Origin of the sequence: Leptolyngbya sp. GB1-A1 (genome assembly GCF_039962475.1) — a bacterium.
Taxonomy (GTDB): domain Bacteria; phylum Cyanobacteriota; class Cyanobacteriia; order Elainellales; family Elainellaceae; genus Leptolyngbya_A.
This window is the reverse complement of record NZ_JAMPLI010000017.1, coordinates 33,891-57,686: the sequence shown is the minus strand read 5'-3', so window position 1 is coordinate 57,686 and position 23,796 is coordinate 33,891. Positions and strand designations below refer to the sequence as shown.

Genomic DNA, 23,796 nt, shown 5'->3' with positions numbered 1-23,796 from the left:
AGATACGCAATCAATCCATCTCAAGACGGAAGACCTATATCCGCAACCATGCATAAGGCTTTGTAGCAAATAATGCTTGATGACAGAAGTCAATTGTGTCGCAAGAATTGGGTTAATGGTAAGGTAGGCGAGAAAGGTTACTGACTCACCCTTGGCTACCTCACCCTTTACTGATTCACCCTTGAACGTCTATTTCTGCTCTATTCGGGCGGGGGAACGCTACATTCAGGAAACAAGATTTGGTCGGCACTTTGCGGAGCGATTGGGCTGTTAACAAACGACCCAACCCCGTTGTGGGTCAGGGAGATCCGTTTCTAGCCGTTTTCGGTATCCCTCTTCCAGGTTTTTGCAACACAACCCACTGGACAAATGATCTTGCTGCCCTTATCGAGAGTACTGATTTCCTTCCCCTTGGTTCACAGGCTGAATCGCGAGTAGCAATTGCCCTGCGGTTACGGTTTGCCCCGATCGACAAAATACCTCGGTAATCGTCCCAGTACACTCTGCATCCACAGCAATTTCCATTTTCATCGCTTCGAGAATTACGAGACGATCGCCTTCAGCAACCCGATCGCCAGGCTGTACCAGAACTTGCCAGACGTTAGCAGAGATATGACTCACCACCGCTTCTACATCATCGGGAAGCAGGGTTTCAGACGTTTCGGTTTCGGGCTGAGCCGCCTCCAAAATTTCTTGCTGGGTAAATTCTCCTGCCGCAGCCCAGCGATCGCGTTCAGCCGCAAAAGCAGCCTGCTGTTTGGCTCGAAAGGCAGCAATGTCTTCTGCGTTCGCCCCCAGAAAGTTCTGATACTGCTGCAAACTAAAGGTTTCTTCCTGGATGTCAAGCTTGACTTTGCCCTGAATCACGTCTTCCCGATAACGTAGCAATTCTTCTGGTGAAACGGGAAAGAAGCGAATTTGATCAAAAAAGCGCAGCAACCAGGGCTGGGTAAAATCCTGGGTGCTTCGGTAGCGATTCCATACGGGAACGGTACGCCCCACAAACTGATAGCCCCCCGGACCTTCCATGCCATAGATACAAAGATAGGCTCCGCCAATGCCCACTGCGTTTTCGGGTGTCCAGGTGCGGGCAGGGTTGTATTTTGTCGTCACGAGCCGATGGCGCGGGTCCAGGGGAGTGGCAACGGGTGCGCCGAGATAGACATCGCCCAAGCCCAACACTAGATAGCTCGCGTTAAACACAATATCCCGCACCTGCTCAATGCTGTCTAAGCCATTAATGCGGCGAATAAACTCAATATTGCTGGGACACCAGGGCGCATCGGGTCGCACCGACTGCATATATTTCTGAATTGCAAGCTGCGTCGATTCGTCGTCCCAGGACAAAGGTAGATGCACAATCCGAGTAGGCACCTGCATCGCATCAATGTCAGGCAACTCAGACTCTGCGGCAATTAATCTTTCAATAAGCTCCTGAACTGGCAGCACACGGCTATCGTAGTGAACCTGAAGCGATCGAATTCCGGGGGTGAGATCGATAATGCCCGGAAAATGATTTGCCTTTAGCCAGCCCATCAGGGCATGAACCCGAAACCGTAAGTTTAAATCGAGGACTAAGGGACCGTATTCAATCAGCAGGTTTTTGTCGCCGGACTGCCGATAGGCCACTGCGATTTGAGTGGAGGAGAGGGGGAGGTGGTGGAGGATCGGTGAGTGGGTGGAAGAGATCAGGAAAGGAGGGGATGGAGAGGGAGACGATTCCTGCGCTGCCTGACTGCGGAGCGTTTCGATCTGGTGATCCTGCGATCGTTCTCGCTCCAGGGCTTCTTGGGCAGTGAGGCAGTAGAACTGCACGGTGTCGCCGGGTTTGAGCTGTCCGATTTTCCAGAGTTCGGACTGGACGATCGTGGCAGGGCAGACAAAGCCGCCTAAGCTGGGGCCATCGTGTGCCAGGATAATGGGCATATCGCCGGTGAAATCGATCGTGCCGATCGCGTAGGCATTGTCATGGATATTAGAGGGATGAAGCCCGGCTTCGCCACCGTCGGTTCTTGCCCAGCGGGGTTTGGGTCCGATTAGCCGGATTCCAGTGCGGGCGGAGTTGTGGTGAATGAGCCAGCGCGTGGAGAACAGCATCTCGATATCCGCTTCGGTAAAGAAGTCAGGGGCACCGTGAGGTCCATAGAGTACGCCGATTTTCCATTCGTGGGTGTAGGACGGAATCAGCTCGGTTGGTAGGGGGGCAGGAGCTAGAGGGTCAGGAACTGTGCCAGATGATGCGGATGCGCTGCCCGTTTCGAGCCGCAAGACATCTCCAGTTCGCAGGGTGCGTCCGCTATGTCCGCCAAATTGCCCCAGGGTGAAGGTCGATCGGCTGCCCAGATATTCGGGCACGTCAAATCCGTGCTGGACGGCAACATAAGTGCGGTAGCCTGCTCCCTCGATCGCTCTTAGTTTGAGCGTGCTGCCTGCGGTAACAGGAACTGCAGCCCAGTAGGGCACGGGCTGACCGTTGAGCGTGGCTTTCATCGCCGCTCCGGTGAGACAAATGACCGTATCGCAGTTAAAGTGCAGCGTGGGACCCATGACGGTGCATTCCAGCCCTGCTGCAGATTCTGGGTTGCCCAAAATCCGGTTTGCCAGACGAAACGCCAGATGATCCATTGGGCCTGAGGGCGGCACGCCGATATCCCAGTAGCCCGTGCGCCCAGGATAATCCTGAATGGTGGTGTAGGTTCCAGGATTGAGAACATCGATCGTGCGCGGCTGGTATTGAAACTGATTCAGGTATCGTGTGCTAACTAATCCATTGACGAATTGAGGGCTGGCAATCACCTGCCGCAAATAGGCCAGATTAGTTTCGATGCCTGCAATCTCTGATGCCTGAAGGGCGGTTTGCAGTTGGGCGATCGCCTCTTCTCGCGTTTTGCCCTGTACGATCACCTTTGCCAGCAGCGGGTCGTAAAAGGGCGTCACTTCTGTTCCGGTTTCAATCCAGGCATCGCAGCGAACCCGGTCTGGAAAACGAACGGCACTCAATAAGCCTGCGCTCGGCTGAAAGTTTTTGTGGGCATCCTCGGCATAGATTCGCACCTGGATCGAGTGTCCCTGAAACTGCGGACGATCGTGCAGAAAAGCAGTATCACCTGCCGCCAGCAGCACCATCCACTCGACGAGATCAATCCCACTGACCATCTCCGTCACGCCATGTTCGACCTGGAGGCGAGTGTTCACTTCCAGGAAGTAGAACTGCTGCTGGTCCACATCCAAAACAAATTCAACCGTGCCCGCCGATCGGTAATTGACTGCCTGTCCCAGTCGCACCGCACAGTCAGAAAGCTGCTGCCTCAGCGCATCGCTAATTCCAGGGGCAGGGGTTTCTTCAATCACTTTCTGGTTGCGTCGCTGTGTCGAACAGTCACGTTCTCCCAGCGCAATCACATTACCGCAACCGTCTCCAAAGATTTGAACTTCGATGTGTCTTGCCGTTTGAATATATTTCTCTAAAAAGATTCCTTTTTGCTTAAAATTTGCTTGACTCAGACGTTCTACTTTTTCAAACGCATCAATTAGCTCTGTTTCAGTGAAGCAAACCTGCATACCAATGCCGCCGCCGCCTGCCGTGCTTTTCAGCATCACCGGATAGCCGATCGCCCCCGCTTCTTTTCTTGCGATCTCCCCATCTTCGAGCAGCCCAGTTCCAGGCACAAGCGGCACTCGATGCTGCTCTGCCAGTTCACGTGCCCGATGCTTTAATCCAAAGGCACGAATCTGCTCAGGGGTAGGACCGATAAACGCGATGCCTGCGGCTTCACAGGCGGCAGCAAATTCAATGTTCTCACTCAAAAAGCCATAGCCCGGATGAATTGCCTGCGCTCCGGTTTGCTGTGCTGCTTCCAGAATTCGATCGAACCGGAGATAGCTTTCTGCCGCTGGGGATGCACCAATCCACACAGCTTCGGTTGCCATCATGACATGCTGAGCATGAGCATCTGCGTCTGAATACACTGCCACCGATGCAATACCGAGGCGATCGAGTGTCCGAATAATCCGGCAGGCAATTTCGCCGCGATTGGCAATGAGAACTTTGGTGAACATTGGTTTTCTACCCTTCCCAGATAATGATCCGAATCGGCGTGGGATTGTACGCATTACAGGGATTATTGATCTGGGGACAGTTTGAAATCGCAACCAGCGTATTCATCTCTGCTCGCAGGTCAACAATGCTGCCAGGGGCAGAAATGCCGTCCACAATTTCGAGTGTACCGTCCTCAGAAACCGGGACGTTCATAAAAAAGTTGATGTTGCTCACCATATCCCGCTTGCCTAAACCGTAAGGTGCGAGCGCAGTCAGGAAATTTTCGACGCAGGCGTGCTGATAGCGTTTGTCCAGTCCAAACCGCACCGAATTGCTTTCGCAGCTACAGGCTCCGCCTGAGGTGTCGTGTCGTCCGCAGGTGTCATTCAGAATGGTCATCAGCACTCGACCATCATTTGAAATCAGTTTGCTGCCCGTCGTCAGATAAAGATTGCCCTGAGCCACGGTTGTATCCTGGGCACTGTAACGCTCAGACGGATCATCAGCACTGTAAACCAGGAAATCAACTGCCTGATTGCCGCCCAGATCTTCGATTCGCATGATCTGTCCCTGCTTGAGCACCCGCGACCAGGGATGCCGGGCAGGAACCACTTCGTCGTAAATTGCAGTTTTGGGATCGAGCTGGGTTGATGTTGTCGTCATGGTTTTATCCCTTTCAATTAATCCCTTTCAGTTAGTCTTGAGCAAACAAAGCATCTGTATTGACAAAGCCGCGCTCTGCTTCAGGATTGGCAGTCCGGCAGAGGTCATCGGCGGCGGGAGCAGGGGAGTTCCAGACTGTGACTTGAATGGCTTTGGGTTCGTAAACGGTGCTGGGGTGCAGCGGATGGGGACAGTTCGAGAGGACGACCAGCACATTCATTTCGGCGCGGAGATCGATAAAGCTTCCCGGTTTCTCGGCTCCCTGCACAAGAGTCATTTTGCCGTCTGGCTCGATCGCCACTCGCGTAAACAGGTTGAGGTTGGGTGGGATATCGCGCTTACTCAGCCCATATCGCGTCACAGCTCTGCGGAAACTATCGCGAGCGTTAACCCAAAAATCACCTTCCCCATATTTCGCCGCATTACTGGCGGCATTGCTGCACCCGCCGAATAGGTCATGATAGCCAGACGTATCTTCGGTAATCGAGAACAGCACGCGCCCCATGTCGGAATAAATCACCATGCCCTTTTTCAGGAAGGCATTGAACTGAATTTTGGCAGTATCGGCAACGTTGAGTCGCTCGATCGGATTATCAGCGTTGTAGCAAATGAGAGAAACGCCCTGAGAGCCTTCTAAATCAGTGACGCGCAAAGTATTGCCCCGTTTGATCACGCCATGCCAGTACGCGCTACCGGGCAACTTTTCATCGCGCAGAATCAAACCCGGATCGAGGCGAAGCACTGCGCCGTCAGGGGGAGTCGTCTCTGGAGATGAATTTGAGTTCGGCAAATCTGAGTTCGGCAAAACAGATGATTGCGCCATAGAATCCTCCGGTTTCGGTTGAATGATCAGTTAAAACAGAAATGAAACAAAAAACGAAACTGAAAAGAAGGAACTAGAATCACGCTGCCTTCAATAACAAAGCCCAGGAGTGACCAACAGTTACTCAAGTCCTGTATGGTTCTCCCGGGCTTTTTTCCCGCCGTGTGACTAACCTGGCTTCAAAGCTAGAAGCTCAAGCTAGCTGCTTCTCTTGGACCAGCCATCACGCCAATTACAGCCCGATCGGAACCCTAGAAGCGAATCCTATTCAGTTGCGATTGAATTCAATTTTGATTCAGCCTATGTTAGATAAAACCGCTTTTGGCAACATTAGTCAAGCCCAATAAATCATTCAACGGGTGATTGAGAGGTGAGCCTGGGACTCAATGCCAGCAGGTTGATTTCGCTTATATTAGCTCATAAGGCACTGTGGCAGCGGCAAGCGAGGTTCTCTCGGCACGATCGTAGGTGGGCTAAAAGCAGGCTTAAACCTGAAAGGAATATTGGGTTTTTAATAGCTTTAATACTTGAACGGTTTTCGTGTCATTGACCTCTGGTTTCGATCGGAGATCAGACAAAAACCGGAGTAGGGTTTCGTTAGTGTCGTAGGTGACTTCCAAAAACAGGTCATAGTCACCTGTGACAAAAGCCACATAGCTAACAGAGTCTAGCCTCGTGAGCTCTTGGGCAATTTGCTGAGCCGCTACCAGATTGGTTAGCTTGACTTCAACCAGGGCAATCTGCCTGAATCCAAGCTTATCTGGATTGAGATACGCCTGAATTTTAATTGCATTGAACTCTAGCAAACGCTGGACTCGATTGCGAATCGTTGCTTCTGAAACGCCGGCTCGTTTCGCGATCTCCGTGAATGCCATGCGTCCATCTTGATGTAGAAGTTGCACCACTCGAATATCTAGCTCATCGAGTGGTAAACGATCGCTTTCCTGATTTGGTGTTGATTCAGTCATAGCGCCTGCTGATTCTTTACGGTGATGAGGCATACAGCCAAAACGAAAGGCGAAAATAGCTAGTTCAAAACTACGAAAATCGTACTAAATTTAGAATAATCATGTCAATTTTAACAGAAACTGAAATTTTTTCTGCGATTTGTAATAGCAAATACAGTTTTGAATTTCTGTCATCGCTAAGTTGAAACCTGAAGCTCGATCTGTATCTCAGCCTGTATTTCAATCTGTATTCCAGTCTATATTTCAATTGTCTTTGTGCAGGTATTCCAAACTTTGGTAATAAGCAAATGGTAGTGAGCAAATGATGGCAAGTGCTGTTCCTGGCTGGCTAAGAGGACTCTGGAAACGGTTGTCGATCGAAACTGGAGACGGACAGCGCGACACTGAAACACAGGTGTTTTATCTGCAAACTTCGACCTGTTTTGGAGATTTGCGAATTCCAATCGATCGCCCTGGCTTGACCCAGGCAAGCTTCTCGTCTCTGGCTTTAGCCGATGCTCTGGCACTATCACGCCAGCAGGGATTTGCAGGCATTACCCAGTTTGAGCAGGGATGCTGTCAGTGGATGAGATATATCGATTACCAGCCGCCACAGCCTGTTCGGGATATCGGATTGCTGTATTGGGACAATGACATTTTGATCGAGGAAGGAATTGATCAAATATATCGGGAAGAATGGCAAAAGGTGGACGATGGCAATGGTGATTATACGGCTCTAGTTCTAACTGAAGCTTTAACTGACGATCCTTCATCCCATTCTGCTACAAACTGGCAAGCCAGCTTGGTCATTGCCGGAGATTATTTTGTTTACACCCAGAATCGATCGTTTTCCTTACCGTCAAATGGCTCCCTAACCGATTGCCTCCTTCAGGCCACCGCCCCTGAAAAACAGCAAGACTATCTTGCCTGCGAAATTTCGTTTGGGCGTTGTCGATCGGGTCGAGTCCCGTGGGAAATTCAGCGATCGACGATACCCCAGCGCGAAGGCTCTGCTCTGTGGTCTGCGTCAGATTTGACAATTGACCTGGAGAACCAGCGAGTTTTGCAGGCTACTCATCAGAATGATAGTGGTGAGGTTGAGAGGAAAATGCAGCAGGAAATCCGAGAATGGCAAATCTGGGAATGGGGTACGGGCCAGGTATTTGTTTTCTAAGTTAGGGCTGAGACATCGTTTCGATTTAGTTTCGATACAGTTTAATTTATCTTCTGGTATCCCTTATGGTGATTAGTCTGAGTAACATTTCCAGTCAAAAGAAAAGCACGTTTTTTGCTGCGCCTCTGTACACCTCCGCCGCACTCTTGACGTTTGAGCAGCAGCATATTTTTCGGCAAACCTGGCTTTATATTGGACGAGCCAAGGAACTCATGCAGTCGGCAACCGTTAGGGCAATCGAGGTCGCTGGAACCAGCGTCTTGATCACTCACGGCAAAGATGGCAATCTTCGCGCGTTTCACAATGTCTGCCCGCACCGAGCCGCCCTGTTTTGCAGTGAGGCGGGGCTGTATCAGCTCAAGCATCTGATTTGTCCCTATCATGCCTGGACTTACAGCTTAGAAGGTGATTTGGTGGGTGTTCCCAGAGAAGAACGGTTTGCGTCTGAGTTTTGTCGATCGGACTACCCGCTAACGCCAGTTCGATTGGAGCAGTGGCAGGATTTTGTGTTTCTCTGCTTTTCAGATGCTGCTCCGCCGCTAATCGAGTTTCTGGGCAGCATCCCTGCCGCGCTAAACGAGCACTTTACCCCCCAAACAACCCTGCTGCTACAAAAGCAATATTCGGTGCAGTGTAACTGGAAGGTGTATCACGACAATACCCTGTGTGACTATCACGTTGCCGTGGCGCATCGCACGACGCTGGATGTTGTTCAGGGTCCGGTGAGCCGTTACCAGCATGAATTTGATGCATTTGTGAATCTGCTGTACACACCAACAATCAAGGATTGGCGATCGCAGAATCCGGTGCTCGCGGAACTCAACGATCGCAGTCGTGAGGGCTTCTTTACCTTTGGCATCTTTCCAAATCTGCATCTGCTGGCATTGCCCAATGGAGTGATTGCTTGGCTCCGCATCGACCCGGTGAGCGTAGACCAGAGCCTGCTCAACCTGGAGATCTACGGGGTGCCTGAACTCAGTCCGTCGATCGATCAGCTATCGCAAGACTTTGAAAGCTTTACCGCAGAAGATATGGCAATTACTGAAAGTGTGCAACGAGGTTATGCGAGCGGGGCATATCATTCAGGCCCGGTAAATCAGCTAGAAGATCGCATTGTGCACCAGCAGCAAATCATTTGGCAGTATTTGCAGGCAGGGTTGCAGCGCGATCAATCCAGCGTTTCCTCAGAAATCGCAGCACTATTGTCAGATTAATCTTTTAGGCTAACAGCTCGGCGATCGTTGCCTCAATCAAAGCGGTATCGGCGGCGTTGTATCCCGGTCCTCCGGCACAATGTCCCCAAATTGACTGCATAATTCTTAATTCGGCACTCGGCATGTGCGCTACTTCGATCGCATTATCTTCCGGTGGAAAGTACAAATCAGTCGCGCTGGGCATCACGATCGCCTTTGCCCGAATCGATCGCAGTGCCAGGGCAAAATCGCCTTTGTAAAGCGAATTGTTGCTGATGTCCCCGTGCTGCCACGTCCAGAGCATGGCTAGCAGGTCATTGGCATCCCAACTGAGATGATCGTCTTCCCACCATTTCAGCAGGGCTTCCACCGTCTCGAATCCCAGCTCTCGATATAGCCCTTCTCGATAAAATGCCTGTGAATATGCCCACCCTGCATACACCCGTCCAAATGCCTTAAGTCCTGCCGTTGGTGGCTCGGTGTAACGCCCGTTTTGCCAGGTGGCACCGGCAGTCAAAGCCGCCTTTACCCCTTCTAGAAACACGCGATTGTGCACCGAGGTTTTTGCCGAACCGCAGTAGGGAAAAATGCGCTCAACGCGATCGGGATACAGGGCTGCCCAGTGATATGCCTGCTGCGCTCCCATCGACCAGCCCAGAACCAGGGCAATGCGCTCAATGCCAAACTGTTCGGTAATCAGGCGGAACTGACACTGAATGTTGTCGTACAGCGTCACGTGGGGAAATGCCGCACCGTCTGGAATATTTGTGGCTAAAGTATTGCTGGCTAAAATATTGCTGGGCGAGGAGGACAGCCCATTACCAAACAAATTGGGCACGATGATGAAATAGCGATCGGGGTCAAGGGCTCGGCCAGAGCCAATCAGAACTGCATTGCTACGATGGGTTCCCGTGTAGTGGGTCGGAAAAATAATCACATTATCTTTTTGAGCATTCAGCGTCCCGTAGGTGGCATAGGCAAGTTTTGCATCAGGCAAAATCTCACCCGATTGGAGCTGAACGTTTCCCAACTCATAGACTTCGTAGTCGATCGCCATATTTTTTGCTAAGGATCACGGATTCAATAAGCTTTAATTCTCCATCTGAAGTGCTTCTGGTGGGTGCTGTTCTGTTGGTGCTCTTTGATGGGGCGGTATTACACAATTGTCTTTGCTCCGTCTACCACGATCGATGCTCCATGCATCAGGGCAGGGGCATCTGCCGCCAAAAACAGCGCAACCTGAGCGATTTCTTCGGGTGTTCCCAATCGACCGATCGGCATGGTGGCAATTCCCTGATTCCTGGCTTCAACGGGGTCTGAATCAACGTTAAATTCCTGTTGCAGCATTGGGGTATCGATCGGACCAGGACAGAGCGCATTAATCCGAATATTGGCTTGGGCATATTCCAGTGCCAGGGCACGGGTGAAGGACAACACGGCTCCCTTACTGGCGCAATAGGCAGCATAGAAGGGCTGTGCCACGATCGCTAATTCTGAAGCAGTATTGATAATCACGCCATGACCCTGCTGCTGCATCTTGGGAATGGTTTGCTGGCAAAGGGAAAACACCGAAAGAAAATTGACCGTCATGATTTGTTCTAGAGTGGCATGATCAGTCTGGTCAAAGGGAAGGACGGCAGAAATGCCCACATTGTTATAAAGAACATCAATCCGTCCATAGGTGCGCCAGCAGGCTTCTACGGCTTCGGCACACTGAGCAACGATCGATAAATCGGCGGCGTAAAACTCAAACTGATAGCTCTGGGCAAGTAGTTCTGCGGCAAAGGCTTCTCCGGCTGCGACATTTCGATCGATTCCAAAGACGATCGCGCCCTGTTCGCAAAAGAGTTTAGCAGCGGCTTTGCCAATTCCCGAACTGATACCCGTGATAATCGCAACTTTATCCTGAAGTCGATTCATTAGCCAATCTAAAATGAACTTACTGAGCGATGACTTTAGCGAACCCAATCCCTGATCAAAGCGAACTCATTACCTCGATCACCTGGTCAGAAGTCGTAACACTGCCAAAAAGACCGCCCTCTATTTTGACCATTTCGATCGCCGCCCGATGCAGCCGCTCATCGCTCTCTCCGCAGCAATCCTCCAGCAGCAGGGTATCATAGCCGCGATCGCTCGCTTCTCTGAGAGTGGTATGTACACAGACAGCAGTTGTCACCCCGCAGAGAATCACGTTCTGAATGCCTCGCTGCCGCAGCAAATGATCCAGATCAGTGGCATAGAACGCTCCGCTTCCTGGCTTATCAATAATCGGTTCTCCCGGTTGAGGACTCAGTTCGGGAATAATATCCCAGCCTGTCTCGCCGCGAACCAGCAAGCGTCCCATCGGACCTTCGCTACCAATTGCAGCACCTGCTTTTTCGTTGCGCCAACGTTTTGTTGCAGGCAAATCCAGCAAATCCGATCGATGTCCTTCCCGGGTGAAAAAGACCGAAAACTGCTTTGCCCTTGCAGCGGCTAACAGGCGTTGAATTGGGGCAATGGGGGCTTGGGTCAGAGAAATATCATATCCCTTTTTTGCCAGGTATCCGCCCGGACTGCAAAAATCTGCCTGCATATCAATCACGAGAATCGTAGTGTTGTGCGGCTGCAAATTGCCGTCATACGGAAAAGGATGAGGATCAGCCGGAATATACATAATTGGGAAAGTCTTGATGAGACAAAGATAAGACAAACCAGTACAAAATCTTTTAATTCTAAGCCGAGCCAGAATCAATATTTCGAGCTGTGATGAGGGAAGACGAGGAACAGAAGGACAGGAAGAATAATAGTTGTTTCAACGGTCATCATTCTCACTCTATGCAATGAGCATGATCGATGTAAACAAACTTAATTGATTCGGATTGACCGCGATCGATAACATTCCTTGTATATGTTGATACAAAACTGTTCAACCCGACTCAATACACTACAAGGCTGTGCTGTGATCGTGCATCGGTGTTGAGGCCGCTCATTTTTTTGAAAATATCGTGCGGTTCAATTAAGAAATCCGTTAACCGATTGACTAAATATTGCGATACATTGCGATTGCCTTTTGCAAAAGTATCCAGAATAACTCAGTGAAAGTTTCTAAATTTTCTCTGCTCGTCTTCACCCTACCGCTTTTCTAATGGCTCAACTTTTATCTCCCGAACTGGAATCGCTTAAATCAACCCTGGAAGCACAGGGAGTTAAATATGCACTGGCAAGCTTTGTGGATATTCATGGTATGTGCAAAGCCAAAGCCGTGCCTCTGTCCCATCTTGGTCAAATGATGCGAGGTTCGGAACTGTTTACAGGAGCTGCGCTAGACGGTGTACCGCAGGATGTTAGCGATGAAGAAGTTGCAGCAATGCCCGATCCTGCCTCTGCCACAATTTTGCCCTGGAACTCGGAAATTGCTTGGTTTGCTAGCAATCTCTACCTGGAAGGAAAACCGTTTGAGGCGTGCTGCCGCAGTATTTTGAAAAGAGTGCTGGCACAAGCCGCAGAGATGGGCTTCCGCTTTAATTTGGGAATTGAAACGGAGTTCTTTATTCTCAAAGAAACAGCAGACGGTAAGCCAATTCCAATTAGCGATCGTGATGTGCTGCATAAACCCTGTTACGACGTGCAAGGGCTGCTGGACAACTATGCCTGGGTGACAGAAATTGTCGAGGCAATGAATCAGCTCGGCTGGGATGTGTATTCGTTTGATCACGAAGACGGCAACGGACAGTTTGAAACCGACTTTGCCTACACCGATGCCCTAACAATGGCGGATCGCTTCACGTTCTTCCGGCTGATGGTGAAGGAAATTGCTCGCAAACACGGCTTTTTTGCCACTTTTATGCCCAAACCTTTTGCCAACCGGACAGGCAGCGGCGCGCACTATAATATGTCGCTGGCAGACCTGGAGACGGGCAAAAATCTGTTTGAGTCCGCAGACGATCCGCGTGGCTGCGGGTTATCGAAGCTGGGCTATCAGTTTATTGCGGGCATCTTGCGTCATGCTCCAGCGATCTGTGCGACGATCGCTCCTACGGTCAACAGCTACAAACGCCTAATTGCCCGAGGCAGTATGTCGGGCTTTACCTGGGCACCCATTTACATTTGCTACGGCAACAATAACCGGACGAACATGCTGCGAATTCCGCTGGGTGGCGGCAGGGTCGAGTGTCGTGCGGCAGATATCTCTACCAACCTGTATCTGGGGGCAGCGATGATTTTGGCAGCCGGACTGGAAGGAATTCGCGAAGGACTCGACCCGGGTGAGCCGCACACCGAAAATATGTACAAGCAGTCCCTCGCAGACCTGCAAGACATGGGAATTCGCTTTTTGCCGCGCAACTTGGAAGAAGCGATCGCCGCCTTTGCCGCAGATCCTTTAAGCGAGCAGGTGATGGGGTCGCTGATGTACCGGACGTATATCGACTTTAAATCGCAGGAATGGCAGGCGTATCACAACCACGTTTCCGACTGGGAGATTCAGCGGTATCTCAAGTTCTTCTAGTCAGGACGATTCTCCTCGTTGGGGGAATTGCTCATGGATTGCTCGTTTCATTGTTTATTTCATGAACTCAAGGAGGAAATACCGCGAGTGGCTCACTCTAGCACGACCGAACCAGGCAGTCCTAATTTTGCTCCGCTCCCGTCAAACAAGCGCTACCTGAAGCCGTCTGTATTCTGGAGTATCCGTCAGGGATTTCCTCGCTGGCTTTCACTGACGGTCGGGGCGTTATCGCTCCTGATTCCGTTTATTGCCTGGACGATCGTGAGCTATGCTGGCGTGGTTTCCCCGATGTTTTTACCGACTCCCACGGCAGTGCTTCAGGCAGGGCTGCAAATGCTGACTGAAAATAACCTGTTGCTTGATATTGGGGTGAGCAGTGCCAGAGTGGCGGGCGGCTTTCTGCTGGCGGCTCTAATTGGAGTGCCGATCGGATGGGCAATGGGTGCGTTTCACAGTATGGATAGCCTGTTTGCGCCGATCGTTGGAACGGTGCGCTATATGCCCGTTACGGCGTTTGTGCCGCTGATCGTCATCTGGGTAGGACTGGGCGAAGAATCAAAGATTCTTATCATCTTTTTGGGCGTGGTTCTTTACAACGCGATGATGGTGGCGGACGCGGTAAAGTTTATTCCCAATGAAATGATCAATGTTGCCTATACGCTGGGTGCGACTCGTCGAGATGTGTTTTTTAAGGTGATTCTGCCTGCCACGTTCCCCAGTGTGCTGGATACATTGCGCGTCAACATTTCCGGTGCGTGGAACTTTCTGGTCATTGCCGAACTACTGGCAGCTCAAAGCGGTTTAGGGTTCAGAATTATTCAGGCCCAGCGATTTCTACAAACCGAAAAGGTGCTGTTTTGTATTGCGGTGATTGGCTTGATTGGGTTGATCATTGACTATGGCTTGAAGTGGCTTTCGGCAAAACTCACCCCTTGGGCAGACCAGATTCGCAGCTAGACCCCATTCAGGCGGATCCTGCTCACTATTTAGGCAGATTGCGCGGAAATTGTATTTTGATTTACATATTGCGGGGTGTGAATCATATTTAACTGATGATTGGCAACACGCTTAAAATCTTGCATTCACCCATTCTCTTTGCTTAGCAATAATTTTGTTTGACCAATGTTTGACGAACAGCTCAGGACACCCAGATATGCTTGATACCCGCTTCGGTCATCAGCCACGAGAATTGAATACTGCGGATGGGAGTTCCGAAAGCATTGCAGTTCAGCCCAAAATGGAAATTCGATCGCTCTCCAAGCAGTTCTCGATGCGGGGCGACCAGCCGTTAACCGTTCTTCAGGACATTAACCTGAAACTTTATCCTAGAGAGTTTATCTGTCTGGTGGGTGCATCGGGCTGCGGGAAGTCAACGCTGCTGAATATTGCCGCAGGGCTTGCCACTCCCTCGACTGGACAGGTGTTAGTGGATGGGGAAGATGTAACTGGGCTGCCCGGTTCCGATCGCGGTATGGTGTTTCAGGGCTACACGCTGTATCCCTGGCGAACGGTCGCTCAAAACGTTGCCTTCGGGTTGCAGCTTCGCAAGTTGCCCAAGGTTGAGCAAAAAGAGCGAGTGTCCTACTTTCTGGATGTCGTGGGGCTAACCCAGTTTGCCAATGCCTACCCTAAACAGCTTTCTGGCGGTATGAAGCAACGGGTGGCGATCGCCCGTGCCCTGGCAAATGAGCCGTCGGTTTTGTTAATGGATGAACCATTTGGCGCACTCGATGCCCAGACCAAAGAGCAGATGCAGCAATTTTTGCTCGACGTTTGGGAAAAGACGCACGTCACGGTTTTGATGATTACCCACGATATCGAAGAAGCAATTTTTCTGGCACAGCGCGTCTATGTAATGGGGGCGCGTCCGGGACGGCTCAAGCAGGTGATAGAAACGCATCTACCGGAGCATCACGATCTGGAGGTTAAGCTTTCGCCAGAATTCATCAGCATCAAACGAGAGATTATCCGCCTGCTACATGAGGCTGAACCCTAACCTGCGATCGCAGATTGCACGCCGTAATCTTCGCTGCACTGTTATCGTGCAAGCCTTCGGGCAAAGCGTTGATTTCTGTTTCAAGTCGTTTTGGTTAAGTTTATTCGTCGATCGCATTAAAGGAATATCGGAGAGTTATGAATCGGACTACCGCTTTACTCAATCGTCGTCGTGCGCTCATGCTGATGGGGGGCTTGGCAGGCGGGTTGGCGTTACATGGCTGTACCCAGGGCAATGCTGGCTCTTCGTCTAATGCGGCATCTCAGACCATCACCTCTGGGGTAAATCCCTGGCCCGGCTTTTCAGGACATTTTGTCGCACTGCAAAAAGGTTTCTTCAAGGAAGAGGGGCTAAATGTTCAAGAAGCTTTCTTTCAAAGTAACAGTGATGAAATAACCGCTTTCCTGGCAGGAAAACTGGATGTTGCCTGGCTCACGTCAGGGGATGTACTGCAATGTATTGAGAAAGATCCAACAATCCGCATGATTTATGTGGTGGATTATTCCAATGGCTCAGATGGCATCATCGGGCGCAATATCAAGTCTCCGGCTGACCTGAAAGGCAAAACTGTTGCTCGCGAAAACATTCTTTTTCAAAATGTGCTGCTGCAAGCTTATTTAGCTAAGGGTGGTTTAACCGAGGCAGATATCACCCTTAGGGATATGACCGCGGCCGATGCAGCCACTGCATTTGCGTCTAGACAGGTTGATGCGGCAGTCACTTTTGAGCCGTGGTTAACAAAATCAGCCAAGGACGGGGGCGGAGAAGTGATTTTCAGCAGTAAAGATACTAACTTGATTGCTGATGTCATTGCGACTCGTCAGCCGATGATTGAAACACGCAAAGCAGATTTGCAGGCTTATTTGCGGGCGGTTGATAAAGCGGTGAAGCTGGTCAATGCCAGTGACGCAGAGGCGATCAAAATTACGGCAGACAAACTTGGAGTTTCTGAAGCAGAAGCCAAATCCCAGATTGCCGGGGTAAAAATCTTTGATATTGCCATGAACAAATCCATCGGCTTCAATGCCAATAGTCCTAACAATGTGATGAAAAACTTCGAGCTCAACCTGAAAGAAGGTGCCCGAATGAAAGTTATTTCCGATGGTATGCAGATTGATAAACTTTACGATGATTCAATTCTGATGTCTCTGTAGGGTCAAGGAAGCAGCCAGGAGATCAAGAATTGTGGGAGATCAAGAATTGCGGTTATGTCGCACAGAGTTTGTAGTAACCAGTAATTTGCATCGTTTGCGTTGTTGTAAGGTCTGGATCAACGCAGCAAGATGACTCCCACGATCGCTTCCGCTATAAATCCATCTGCCGATTCATCTCATCCCCACTGTTGCAATGCTAGGGTCGAGCAAGGAGGGGAAGGGGATGACTTCGTTCCGACTGACACGACGACGATTTCTGCAAGCAGCGGGAGGAGCAGGCCTCCTGACGGTTTTAGGCTGCAATGGGCAGGAGCAAAACATGGTGACGCTTTACACCTTTGGCGATTCGATTCTAGATTGTGGACGGTACAACGAGTATGGCGTCCATCCGGGGCAACTGTTAGTCCAGAACGATAACCGTCTCTTTGCTGAATTTGAGGGACAGGATCTCGCCTCGATCGGATCTGCCCGCTTAGAACACCGTGCTCGTGATGGCGCAACGGTTGAAGGTTTACCTGCTCAAATCAAGGGATTGCAGGTTCAGGGAAAGTCAATTGCGCTGATCACGGTAGGCGGCAACGATCTGCTGCGGGGGCTGATCGCCGATACGGGTGCAGGAATTGCAGGCTTTGCCAGTGCCCTCGACGCTTTTGTACAGCAGTTGCCCATCCGTCCGGTTTTGCTGGGTAGCGTCTATGATCCCACCCTGGGAGATGACCGTCGCAATTTCGTAGGGGTTGAGCCAGCGATCGCCCGTAACAATCTTGGGCGAATGAATACCGCCATTCAAGACATTGCCAATCGCTATGGGCAATTTGTCGATCTGCATGCTCATTTCCTTAAAGGCGATCCTTCCTGGTTCACTGCAACGATCGAACCCAGTTTGCGAGGAGCATCTGAAGTACGGCGCGCTTTCCTTCCTTATGTGATGCAACTAGTGTGATGCACCTAACGCCAAAAGTGTAATTTTTTGTGTTCCTTGCATCGATTGAGATCTGCAGGATACCAAAACCTGATCGCGCCGACAGTAGATTTCCCGGCTAGCCTTTTGTCACTTTTCATCATTGCAGTTCGGCGACCTCGTGCGCTTGGGTAAAAAAGGCTTTTGCTGCTGCCCTATTTTGCTTTTCAGGCGTTGCTGAATCGGGATATGAAGGGTGCAAATTCAGCTTCTGTATCGCCCCCTAAATCCCCCAATGCTGAGGGACTTTGAATTCTGGTTCCCCCAAAGTTGGGGGGCTAGGGGGGCGTATCATACGCTTATTCAGCAACGCCGCTTTTCACTCAGCCTCACAAAGTTGAGTACCGAGTTCTGCAAGTTCGATGTTTTAAGCGTACGGATTGGATTAGCGTTAGAGCAGCACTGGGTGTCAAGGCGAAGATGAATGCTTTAGGATAGAGGCCACATCAATAAAACTTCATGGATACGGTGAATCCGAACGGTTAAGGCAATCTCTTCCCCTTCTAAACTGGTTGTGGCTGGCTTTCATGCATTCTCAGAACCATTGCGCGTCAAAATCGTGGAGCTGCTGCGGGAGAATGAGCTTTGCGTTTGCGACCTTTGTGAGGTGCTGGACGTGGCTTAATCGAAGCTGTCGTTTCATCTCAAGACTCTGAAGGATGCAAGCTTAGCGCGACCGCGCCAGGAAGGACGCTGGATCTACTACAGTTTGAATGTGCCACAATTTGTTGTCCTGGAGCAATACCTCTTGGAGTTTCGCCGCTACAGCCTAATGCTGCCTGCCTGTCCTTGTACCGATAAGGATTAGGACACTCAATTCATTTGTGTGAAGTGCTATATAAAGTGCATTGGTGCCATTTTCTAGCATCCATCAATAAAAATTGATAGACTACTCATCAATATAAGTTTAGATGGAGGAGCGATGGCAATACGGGTTGGAATCAACGGATTTGGACGAATTGGACGATTAGACCTGAGAGCCGCTTGGGGGTGGGCAGATCTGGAGTTTGTTCATATCAATGAAGTCAAAGGTGGCACTGAAGCTGCTGCTCATCTGTTAAAGTTCGACTCGGTACACGGACGCTGGGCACCCGATGTTACGGCGGGCGACGATCGCATTTACATTGACGGTCAGCCAATTACCTTTTCCGAACATACCAAGCCAGGCGATGTGCCCTGGGATGAGTTGGGTGTTGATATTGTGCTGGAATGCTCTGGCAAGTTTCGCACCCCAGAGACGCTCGATCCCTACTTCAAGCGAGGCGTTCGCAAAGTGATTGTGGCGGCTCCGGTGAAAGAAGGAGCATTGAATGTGGTGATGGGAGTCAACGATCACTTGTATGACCCCGCTCAGCACAATTTGTTAACGGCGGCTTCCTGCACCACCAACTGCCTTGCCCCGGTCGTAAAAGTTATCCATGAAGGCATTGGCATTAAGCATGGCGTTGTCACGACTATCCATGACAATACCAATACGCAAACGCTGGTTGATGCCCCGCACAAAGATTTACGACGGGCACGCGCTTCTGCCCTGTCCCTCATTCCCACCAGCACAGGTTCGGCGACCGCGATTGGCCTGATATATCCCGAACTGAACGGCAAACTGAACGGGCTGGCGGTACGAGTGCCCTTGCTGAATGCGTCCCTCACAGACTGCGTGTTTGAAGTCGATCGCCCAACCACGGTGGCAGAGGTCAATCAACTGCTTAAAGCCGCATCGGAGCAAGAGCCGCTGAAAGGCATTCTGGGCTATGAGGAGCGTCCGCTGGTCTCGATCGATTACCTCAATGACCCGCGATCTTCGATCGTCGATGCGCTGTCCACCATGGTCGTAGACGACACCCAGGTCAAGATCTATGCCTGGTACGACAACGAGTGGGGTTATTCCAACCGGATGGTGGAACTGGCGCGAAAAGTTGCATCCAATCTGAATTGAACCTGAATTAAGGAATTCTCTGACATGGCTTCTTCCTCTGCTCCCCGTGCCAGCCTCAAAAACTATGCGATCGTCACCCTTGCTTATTGGGGGTTTACGCTAACGGATGGCGCACTACGAATGCTGGTGCTGCTCTATTTCAACGAGATTGGCTACACGCCGATTCAGATTGCATTCCTGTTTCTGTTCTACGAAGTGTTTGGCATTGTCACGAACTTTCTGGGTGGTTGGATTGGCTCACAGTTCGGGCTGAAAGTCACCCTATACAGCGGGATTGGGCTTCAGGTGCTTGCCCTGATCATGCTGTCGTTTCTAAACCGTGACTGGGCACAGTGGTTTGCTGTGCTGTATGTCATGACTTCTCAGGCATTCTCAGGGATTGCCAAAGACTTAACCAAAATGAGTTCTAAGAGTGCAATTCGATTGGTCGTACCTCAAGACGCGCAATCCTCACTGTTCAAGTGGGTGGCAGTTCTAACCGGATCAAAGAATGCATTGAAGGGCGTGGGGTTCTTTCTAGGAGCCGCACTGCTGGGCACATTCGGATTTGTTACGTCGCTGTGGATCATGGCGATCGGGCTGATCTTGGTCCTGTTTACTGGGGTCATGCTGCCCAGGGGCATGGGCAAAATTAAGGCGAAGGTCAAGTTTACCCAGCTATTTTCCAAGAGCCGTGAGATCAACATTCTGTCGGCAGCGCGTTTCTTTCTGTTTGGCTCCAGAGATGTCTGGTTTGTGGTGGGGCTTCCTGTTTTCTTGCGGAGTGCGCTGGGCTGGTCGTTCTATCAAGCGGGGGGATTTTTAGCCTGCTGGGTGATTGGCTACGGCATTATTCAGTTTCTAGCTCCCACTTTGCTGAGGCGCTTTGGCAACGGTGAACCACCTAAGTCAAAAACCATTCAGTTCTGGACAGGCATTCTCACTGCCGTTCCTGCCAGTATTGCCTTAGCCATGCAGTTGAATGCACCACTCAATGTAACGATCGTGGTGGGACTCATGATCTTTGGCATTGTCTTTGCTTTCAATTCTGCCGTTCACTCCTATCTGGTGCTGGCGTTTACCGACGATGACAAGGTTGCCCTCAATGTCGGCTTCTATTACATGGCAAATTCGGGTGGTCGACTAATCGGCACCGTGCTCTCTGGCTTAATTTATCAGCTTTATGGATTAGTGGGCTGTCTGTGGGTGTCGTCGCTGTTTGTCCTGGCAGCCTGGATGATCTCACTGAAACTGCCTGATCCCCAACCGAGTAAAGCCCTTGCCTGGAAAGCAGGTGACGGCGACTAATCTCTTTCATTTCATCTCATTCGCGGTTGTTCTCATGGCTTCCAAAGGTTCTTCAACGCATTCCCATGCAGTGCAGGCAGGCGGTTCGCTCAGCTTCTTCGAGCGATATCTGACGCTCTGGGTGTTTCTTTGCATTGGCGCAGGAATTTTGCTGGGGCGGCTGTTCCCTAGTGTGGCGATTGCGCTGGATGCAATGAGCATTTATCAGGTTTCAATTCCGATCGCCATCTGCCTGTTTTTCATGATGTATCCGATCATGGTGAAGATCGATTTCTCCCAGGCAGCGCAGGCGGTTCGCACTCCCAAACCCGTGGTTCTAACGCTGGTCGTGAACTGGCTAATTAAACCGTTCACGATGGTTGTCTTTGCCCAGTTCTTTCTCGGCTGGCTCTTCCGCCCGCTGATTGTGGGCACTGAAGTGATTCGAGGCGTAGAAGTGTCGCTGGCAAATTCCTATATTGCAGGAACCATCTTGCTAGGGATCGCACCCTGCACGGCAATGGTGTTGCTGTGGGGCTATCTCTGCTACGGCAATCAGGGACATACGCTGGTGATGGTTGCGGTCAATTCGCTAGCAATGCTGTTTCTCTATGCGCCGCTCGGTCGCTGGCTCCTGGCAGCCAATGATCTGGCTGTGCCTTGGCAAACGATCGCGCTCTCTGTCCTGATTTATGTGGGTCTGCCGCTGATTGCAGGAATGTACTCGCGCTATTGGATTTTTAAACATAAGGGACGGGAATGGTTTGAACGACGGTTTTTGCAATATCTCAGTCCGGTCGCGATCGCCGCGCTGCTGATTACGCTGATTCTGCTCTTTGCCTTCAAAGGGGAACTGATTGTCAATAATCCGCTGCACATTCTGCTGATTGCAGTGCCATTGTTCCTCCAGACCAATTTCATCTTCCTCATCTCTTATGTGGCAGCACAAAAGCTCAAACTGTCTTACGAAGATGCTGCCCCGGCGGCACTAATCGGAGCCAGTAATCACTTTGAGGTGGCGATCGCTACCGCAGTTGTGCTGTTTGGGCTGAATTCGGGTGCGGCTCTGGCAACGGTGGTGGGGGTGCTGATTGAAGTGCCTGTGATGCTGATGCTGGTTGAAATCTGTAAGCGGACTGCAATGTGGTTTCCGCGAGAGCCAGAAAAGGCAACGCTGAGCGACCCGCGCTGTATGAGTCCTTATCGCTAGTTCAAGAGAACTTTTCGTATCTGCGAGATGAGATTCGATCGCTGGTCATTGGGCTTGTTGAATCGATCGAAAAATGTGTTCTACAACAGCAAAACTATGAAAGAGCAAGCAATACAACCGATTGAGGAGAATCTGTGGTGGGTGATTCCCGGTAAATTAGCAGGAGTCCGTCAACCTGTCGGGGAAGAACTCTCCACCCTGCAAGCGGCAGGTATTGGGGCGATCGTCTCGGTTTTTCATGAGCCAGCCAATCTGGAGCGATATCAGCAAGCCGGGATTCCTTTTGTCTGGCTCCCGATTGCGATCGATTCGGTTCCTACAGATTCTCAGCTTCAGGAGTTTCTCGATTTTGTTCAGCAGCAAAACGAGGCAGGGCGAGCCGTTGCCGTACATTGCAGCACGGGGAGACATCGAACAGGAACCATGCTGGCTGCTTATCTCATTAAGAATGGTTTGTCTTACTTGGAGGCAATGAAGTCGGTGGTGAGCGCAAATCCTGAAATCGAACTTCCAAGCAATCAATCGGCTTTCCTACAAGTGCTATAGCCAGTACAACCGAGCAACGATCGCTCTTCCTCACACGGTTCAGAAACATTGGCTCAGTCGGGGTGTTGCAATTTACTGTACCAATGGCAGACGGCGCACAGGAACGATGCTGGCAGCTTTTCTAATTGAAACGGGTCTAACGTTTGATCAGGCAATAGAAGTGATTCTCACCGCTAATTCACAAATTGAATTGCGAGAGGCACGGCTCAATTACCTGAAAGCATTGGCTGGTGAGCGAAGTTCAAAGTAATGCACAACACTAGCAGATTCATTCCTCTCACTGAATTTCACAAATATTGACAAGTTTCAATATTGACGATTATCAATTTAAGGATTAGAGTTGCTCCCATACACCCCTACAGTTCCTTGAGAAGAAGTTGTGACGCTTAGACAAGCAGAGCTAGAACAAAAGACGCAAGAAGTTGGCCGTTGCGGTACGGTTGCGGCTCTCACCCTCTCTGAGGAGCAGGCGCGGCAATATTCGGAATGGTTTAAGGTGCTGGCAGATCCCACCCGGCTGCGAATTCTCAACCTCCTATCCAGGAATGAAGAACCCTTGTGCGTTTGCGATATCGTGGATCGCTTTGATTTAGGTCAGCCCACCATTTCCCATCACCTGAGAATTCTGCGAGACAGTTGCTTTGTGAAAACAGAGCGACGCGCCAATTTCATCTACTACAGCATCAACCGCGAGTGCGTGACAGGGCTTCCTGAAGCTGCTCGGCTGATTATGGGGAGCTAACACGGAAACGAATTGTTCAACAACTGCTTGTCTTGAATATCGAATATTATCAATGTTCGATATATTGACACACTCTACTCAAAGTTCAATAAGAAAGTTCAACAAGTTCTATTTAGGAGAAAAATCATGACAATGTTTAAAGCTCATGTTGCATTGAAAGCCACGAATCTCGAAAAGTCTGTTGCCTTCTACCAGGCAATGTTTGGTGTTACCCCAGTCAAACATAAAACGGATTATGCCAAGTTCGATTTAGACAATCCTGCTCTCAATCTCACCCTGAATCTGACCCAGCAAGTTGAGCCACACGGGGCACTCTCGCACTTGGGCGTTCAAGTAGACAGCAGCGAAGCTGTGAAGCAGGCGATCGATCGTTTTAAAGCGGCAGGCTTGGCAACCTTTGAGGAACAGGATACGGACTGTTGCTATGCCTTACAGGACAAGGTTTGGGTAACCGATCCGGACGGCAACCGCTGGGAAATCTTTGTGGTCAAGGTGGCAGACACAGCTTCCGAACAAAATGTGGGTTCATGCAGCACTCGATCGCAAACTCAGCCAGTTAAAACCTGCTGCGCTTAAGCAAAGGGCTGTTCGTCATCCCGTGTGATAAGCCAGAAACCGAATCAGCGGACGGTGATAAACAGCCTTCTACTCTTGCAG

General features: G+C 50.5%; 21 protein-coding genes and 1 pseudogene. 15 read left to right on the top strand and 7 right to left on the bottom strand.

The genetic code is table 11. The features are described 5' to 3' along the window. Positions 1-384: 384 nt before the first annotated feature. The 4 genes from uca to NDI45_RS16875 form a co-directional block, all read right to left on the bottom strand. On the bottom strand, positions 385-4,059 hold the full coding sequence (gene uca, locus NDI45_RS16890; RefSeq protein WP_348248017.1) for an urea carboxylase: 3,675 nt from the start codon (positions 4,057-4,059) through the stop codon (positions 385-387). A 7-nt stretch (positions 4,060-4,066) separates the two neighbouring features. After that, entirely contained in the window at positions 4,067-4,702 is a 636-nt protein-coding gene (locus NDI45_RS16885) for an urea amidolyase associated protein UAAP2 (RefSeq protein WP_190791624.1), read from the bottom strand. A 31-nt stretch (positions 4,703-4,733) separates the two neighbouring features. Further along, positions 4,734-5,525 (bottom strand): urea amidolyase associated protein UAAP1, encoded by a 792-nt coding sequence (locus tag NDI45_RS16880; protein WP_348248016.1) that lies wholly within the window; start codon positions 5,523-5,525, stop codon positions 4,734-4,736. A 485-nt stretch (positions 5,526-6,010) separates the two neighbouring features. Next, entirely contained in the window at positions 6,011-6,493 is a 483-nt protein-coding gene (locus NDI45_RS16875; protein WP_348248015.1) for an Lrp/AsnC family transcriptional regulator, read from the bottom strand. Positions 6,494-6,794: 301 nt separating this feature from the next. On the opposite strand from NDI45_RS16875, the gene NDI45_RS16870 reads away from it, so the two are divergent. Then, complete coding sequence (locus tag NDI45_RS16870) at positions 6,795-7,646, top strand: hypothetical protein (RefSeq protein ID WP_348248014.1); 852 nt, start codon at positions 6,795-6,797, stop codon at positions 7,644-7,646. A gap of 65 nt (positions 7,647-7,711) precedes the next feature. Further along, positions 7,712-8,860 (top strand): aromatic ring-hydroxylating dioxygenase subunit alpha, encoded by a 1,149-nt coding sequence (locus NDI45_RS16865; protein WP_348248013.1) that lies wholly within the window; start codon positions 7,712-7,714, stop codon positions 8,858-8,860. A gap of 4 nt (positions 8,861-8,864) precedes the next feature. On the opposite strand, the gene NDI45_RS16860 is transcribed toward NDI45_RS16865, so the two are convergent. From NDI45_RS16860 to NDI45_RS16850, 3 genes are all read right to left on the bottom strand, one after another. Beyond that, the gene (locus NDI45_RS16860) at positions 8,865-9,896 is read right to left on the bottom strand and encodes an alpha/beta fold hydrolase (protein ID WP_348248012.1); all 1,032 of its coding nucleotides are present in this window, start codon (positions 9,894-9,896) and stop codon (positions 8,865-8,867) included. Positions 9,897-9,994: 98 nt separating this feature from the next. Further along, on the bottom strand, positions 9,995-10,759 hold the full coding sequence (locus NDI45_RS16855; RefSeq protein WP_190791556.1) for an SDR family oxidoreductase: 765 nt from the start codon (positions 10,757-10,759) through the stop codon (positions 9,995-9,997). A 55-nt stretch (positions 10,760-10,814) separates the two neighbouring features. After that, positions 10,815-11,495: an isochorismatase family cysteine hydrolase gene (locus NDI45_RS16850; protein WP_348248011.1), complete on the bottom strand. Its 681-nt coding sequence runs from the start codon at positions 11,493-11,495 to the stop codon at positions 10,815-10,817. 471 nt (positions 11,496-11,966) lie between these two features. Here NDI45_RS16850 and glnT point away from each other — a divergent pair, with 471 nt between their 5' ends. From glnT to NDI45_RS16785, 13 genes and pseudogenes are all read left to right on the top strand, one after another. After that, positions 11,967-13,328 (top strand): type III glutamate--ammonia ligase, encoded by a 1,362-nt coding sequence (gene glnT, locus NDI45_RS16845; RefSeq protein WP_348248010.1) that lies wholly within the window; start codon positions 11,967-11,969, stop codon positions 13,326-13,328. Positions 13,329-13,484: 156 nt separating this feature from the next. Further along, entirely contained in the window at positions 13,485-14,285 is an 801-nt protein-coding gene (locus NDI45_RS16840; protein ID WP_347277862.1) for an ABC transporter permease, read from the top strand. A 280-nt stretch (positions 14,286-14,565) separates the two neighbouring features. After that, positions 14,566-15,324: an ABC transporter ATP-binding protein gene (locus NDI45_RS16835; RefSeq protein WP_242067283.1), complete on the top strand. Its 759-nt coding sequence runs from the start codon at positions 14,566-14,568 to the stop codon at positions 15,322-15,324. Positions 15,325-15,503: 179 nt separating this feature from the next. Continuing rightward, the gene (locus NDI45_RS16830; protein WP_190791561.1) at positions 15,504-16,478 is read left to right on the top strand and encodes an ABC transporter substrate-binding protein; all 975 of its coding nucleotides are present in this window, start codon (positions 15,504-15,506) and stop codon (positions 16,476-16,478) included. 223 nt (positions 16,479-16,701) lie between these two features. After that, a complete protein-coding gene (locus NDI45_RS16825; protein WP_348248009.1) occupies positions 16,702-17,421 on the top strand; it encodes an SGNH/GDSL hydrolase family protein in 720 nt (239 codons plus the stop codon). A 508-nt stretch (positions 17,422-17,929) separates the two neighbouring features. Continuing rightward, positions 17,930-18,247: pseudogene (locus NDI45_RS16820) on the top strand (metalloregulator ArsR/SmtB family transcription factor). A 114-nt stretch (positions 18,248-18,361) separates the two neighbouring features. Next, complete coding sequence (locus tag NDI45_RS16815) at positions 18,362-19,375, top strand: ArsJ-associated glyceraldehyde-3-phosphate dehydrogenase (RefSeq protein ID WP_348248008.1); 1,014 nt, start codon at positions 18,362-18,364, stop codon at positions 19,373-19,375. A 24-nt stretch (positions 19,376-19,399) separates the two neighbouring features. Then, positions 19,400-20,662, top strand: a complete 1,263-nt coding sequence (gene arsJ / locus NDI45_RS16810) for an organoarsenical effux MFS transporter ArsJ (protein ID WP_348248007.1) — start codon at positions 19,400-19,402, stop codon at positions 20,660-20,662. 34 nt (positions 20,663-20,696) lie between these two features. Continuing rightward, complete coding sequence (gene arsB, locus NDI45_RS16805; RefSeq protein WP_190792436.1) at positions 20,697-21,851, top strand: ACR3 family arsenite efflux transporter; 1,155 nt, start codon at positions 20,697-20,699, stop codon at positions 21,849-21,851. 27 nt (positions 21,852-21,878) lie between these two features. Further along, the gene (locus NDI45_RS16800; protein WP_348248006.1) at positions 21,879-22,397 is read left to right on the top strand and encodes a dual specificity protein phosphatase family protein; all 519 of its coding nucleotides are present in this window, start codon (positions 21,879-21,881) and stop codon (positions 22,395-22,397) included. Between the two features lie 106 nt (positions 22,398-22,503). Next, positions 22,504-22,647: a hypothetical protein gene (locus NDI45_RS16795; RefSeq protein WP_190792434.1), complete on the top strand. Its 144-nt coding sequence runs from the start codon at positions 22,504-22,506 to the stop codon at positions 22,645-22,647. A gap of 129 nt (positions 22,648-22,776) precedes the next feature. Further along, entirely contained in the window at positions 22,777-23,139 is a 363-nt protein-coding gene (locus tag NDI45_RS16790) for a metalloregulator ArsR/SmtB family transcription factor (protein WP_348248005.1), read from the top strand. A gap of 126 nt (positions 23,140-23,265) precedes the next feature. Next, a complete protein-coding gene (locus NDI45_RS16785) occupies positions 23,266-23,715 on the top strand; it encodes an ArsI/CadI family heavy metal resistance metalloenzyme (RefSeq protein ID WP_348248004.1) in 450 nt (149 codons plus the stop codon). Positions 23,716-23,796 lie beyond the last annotated feature (81 nt).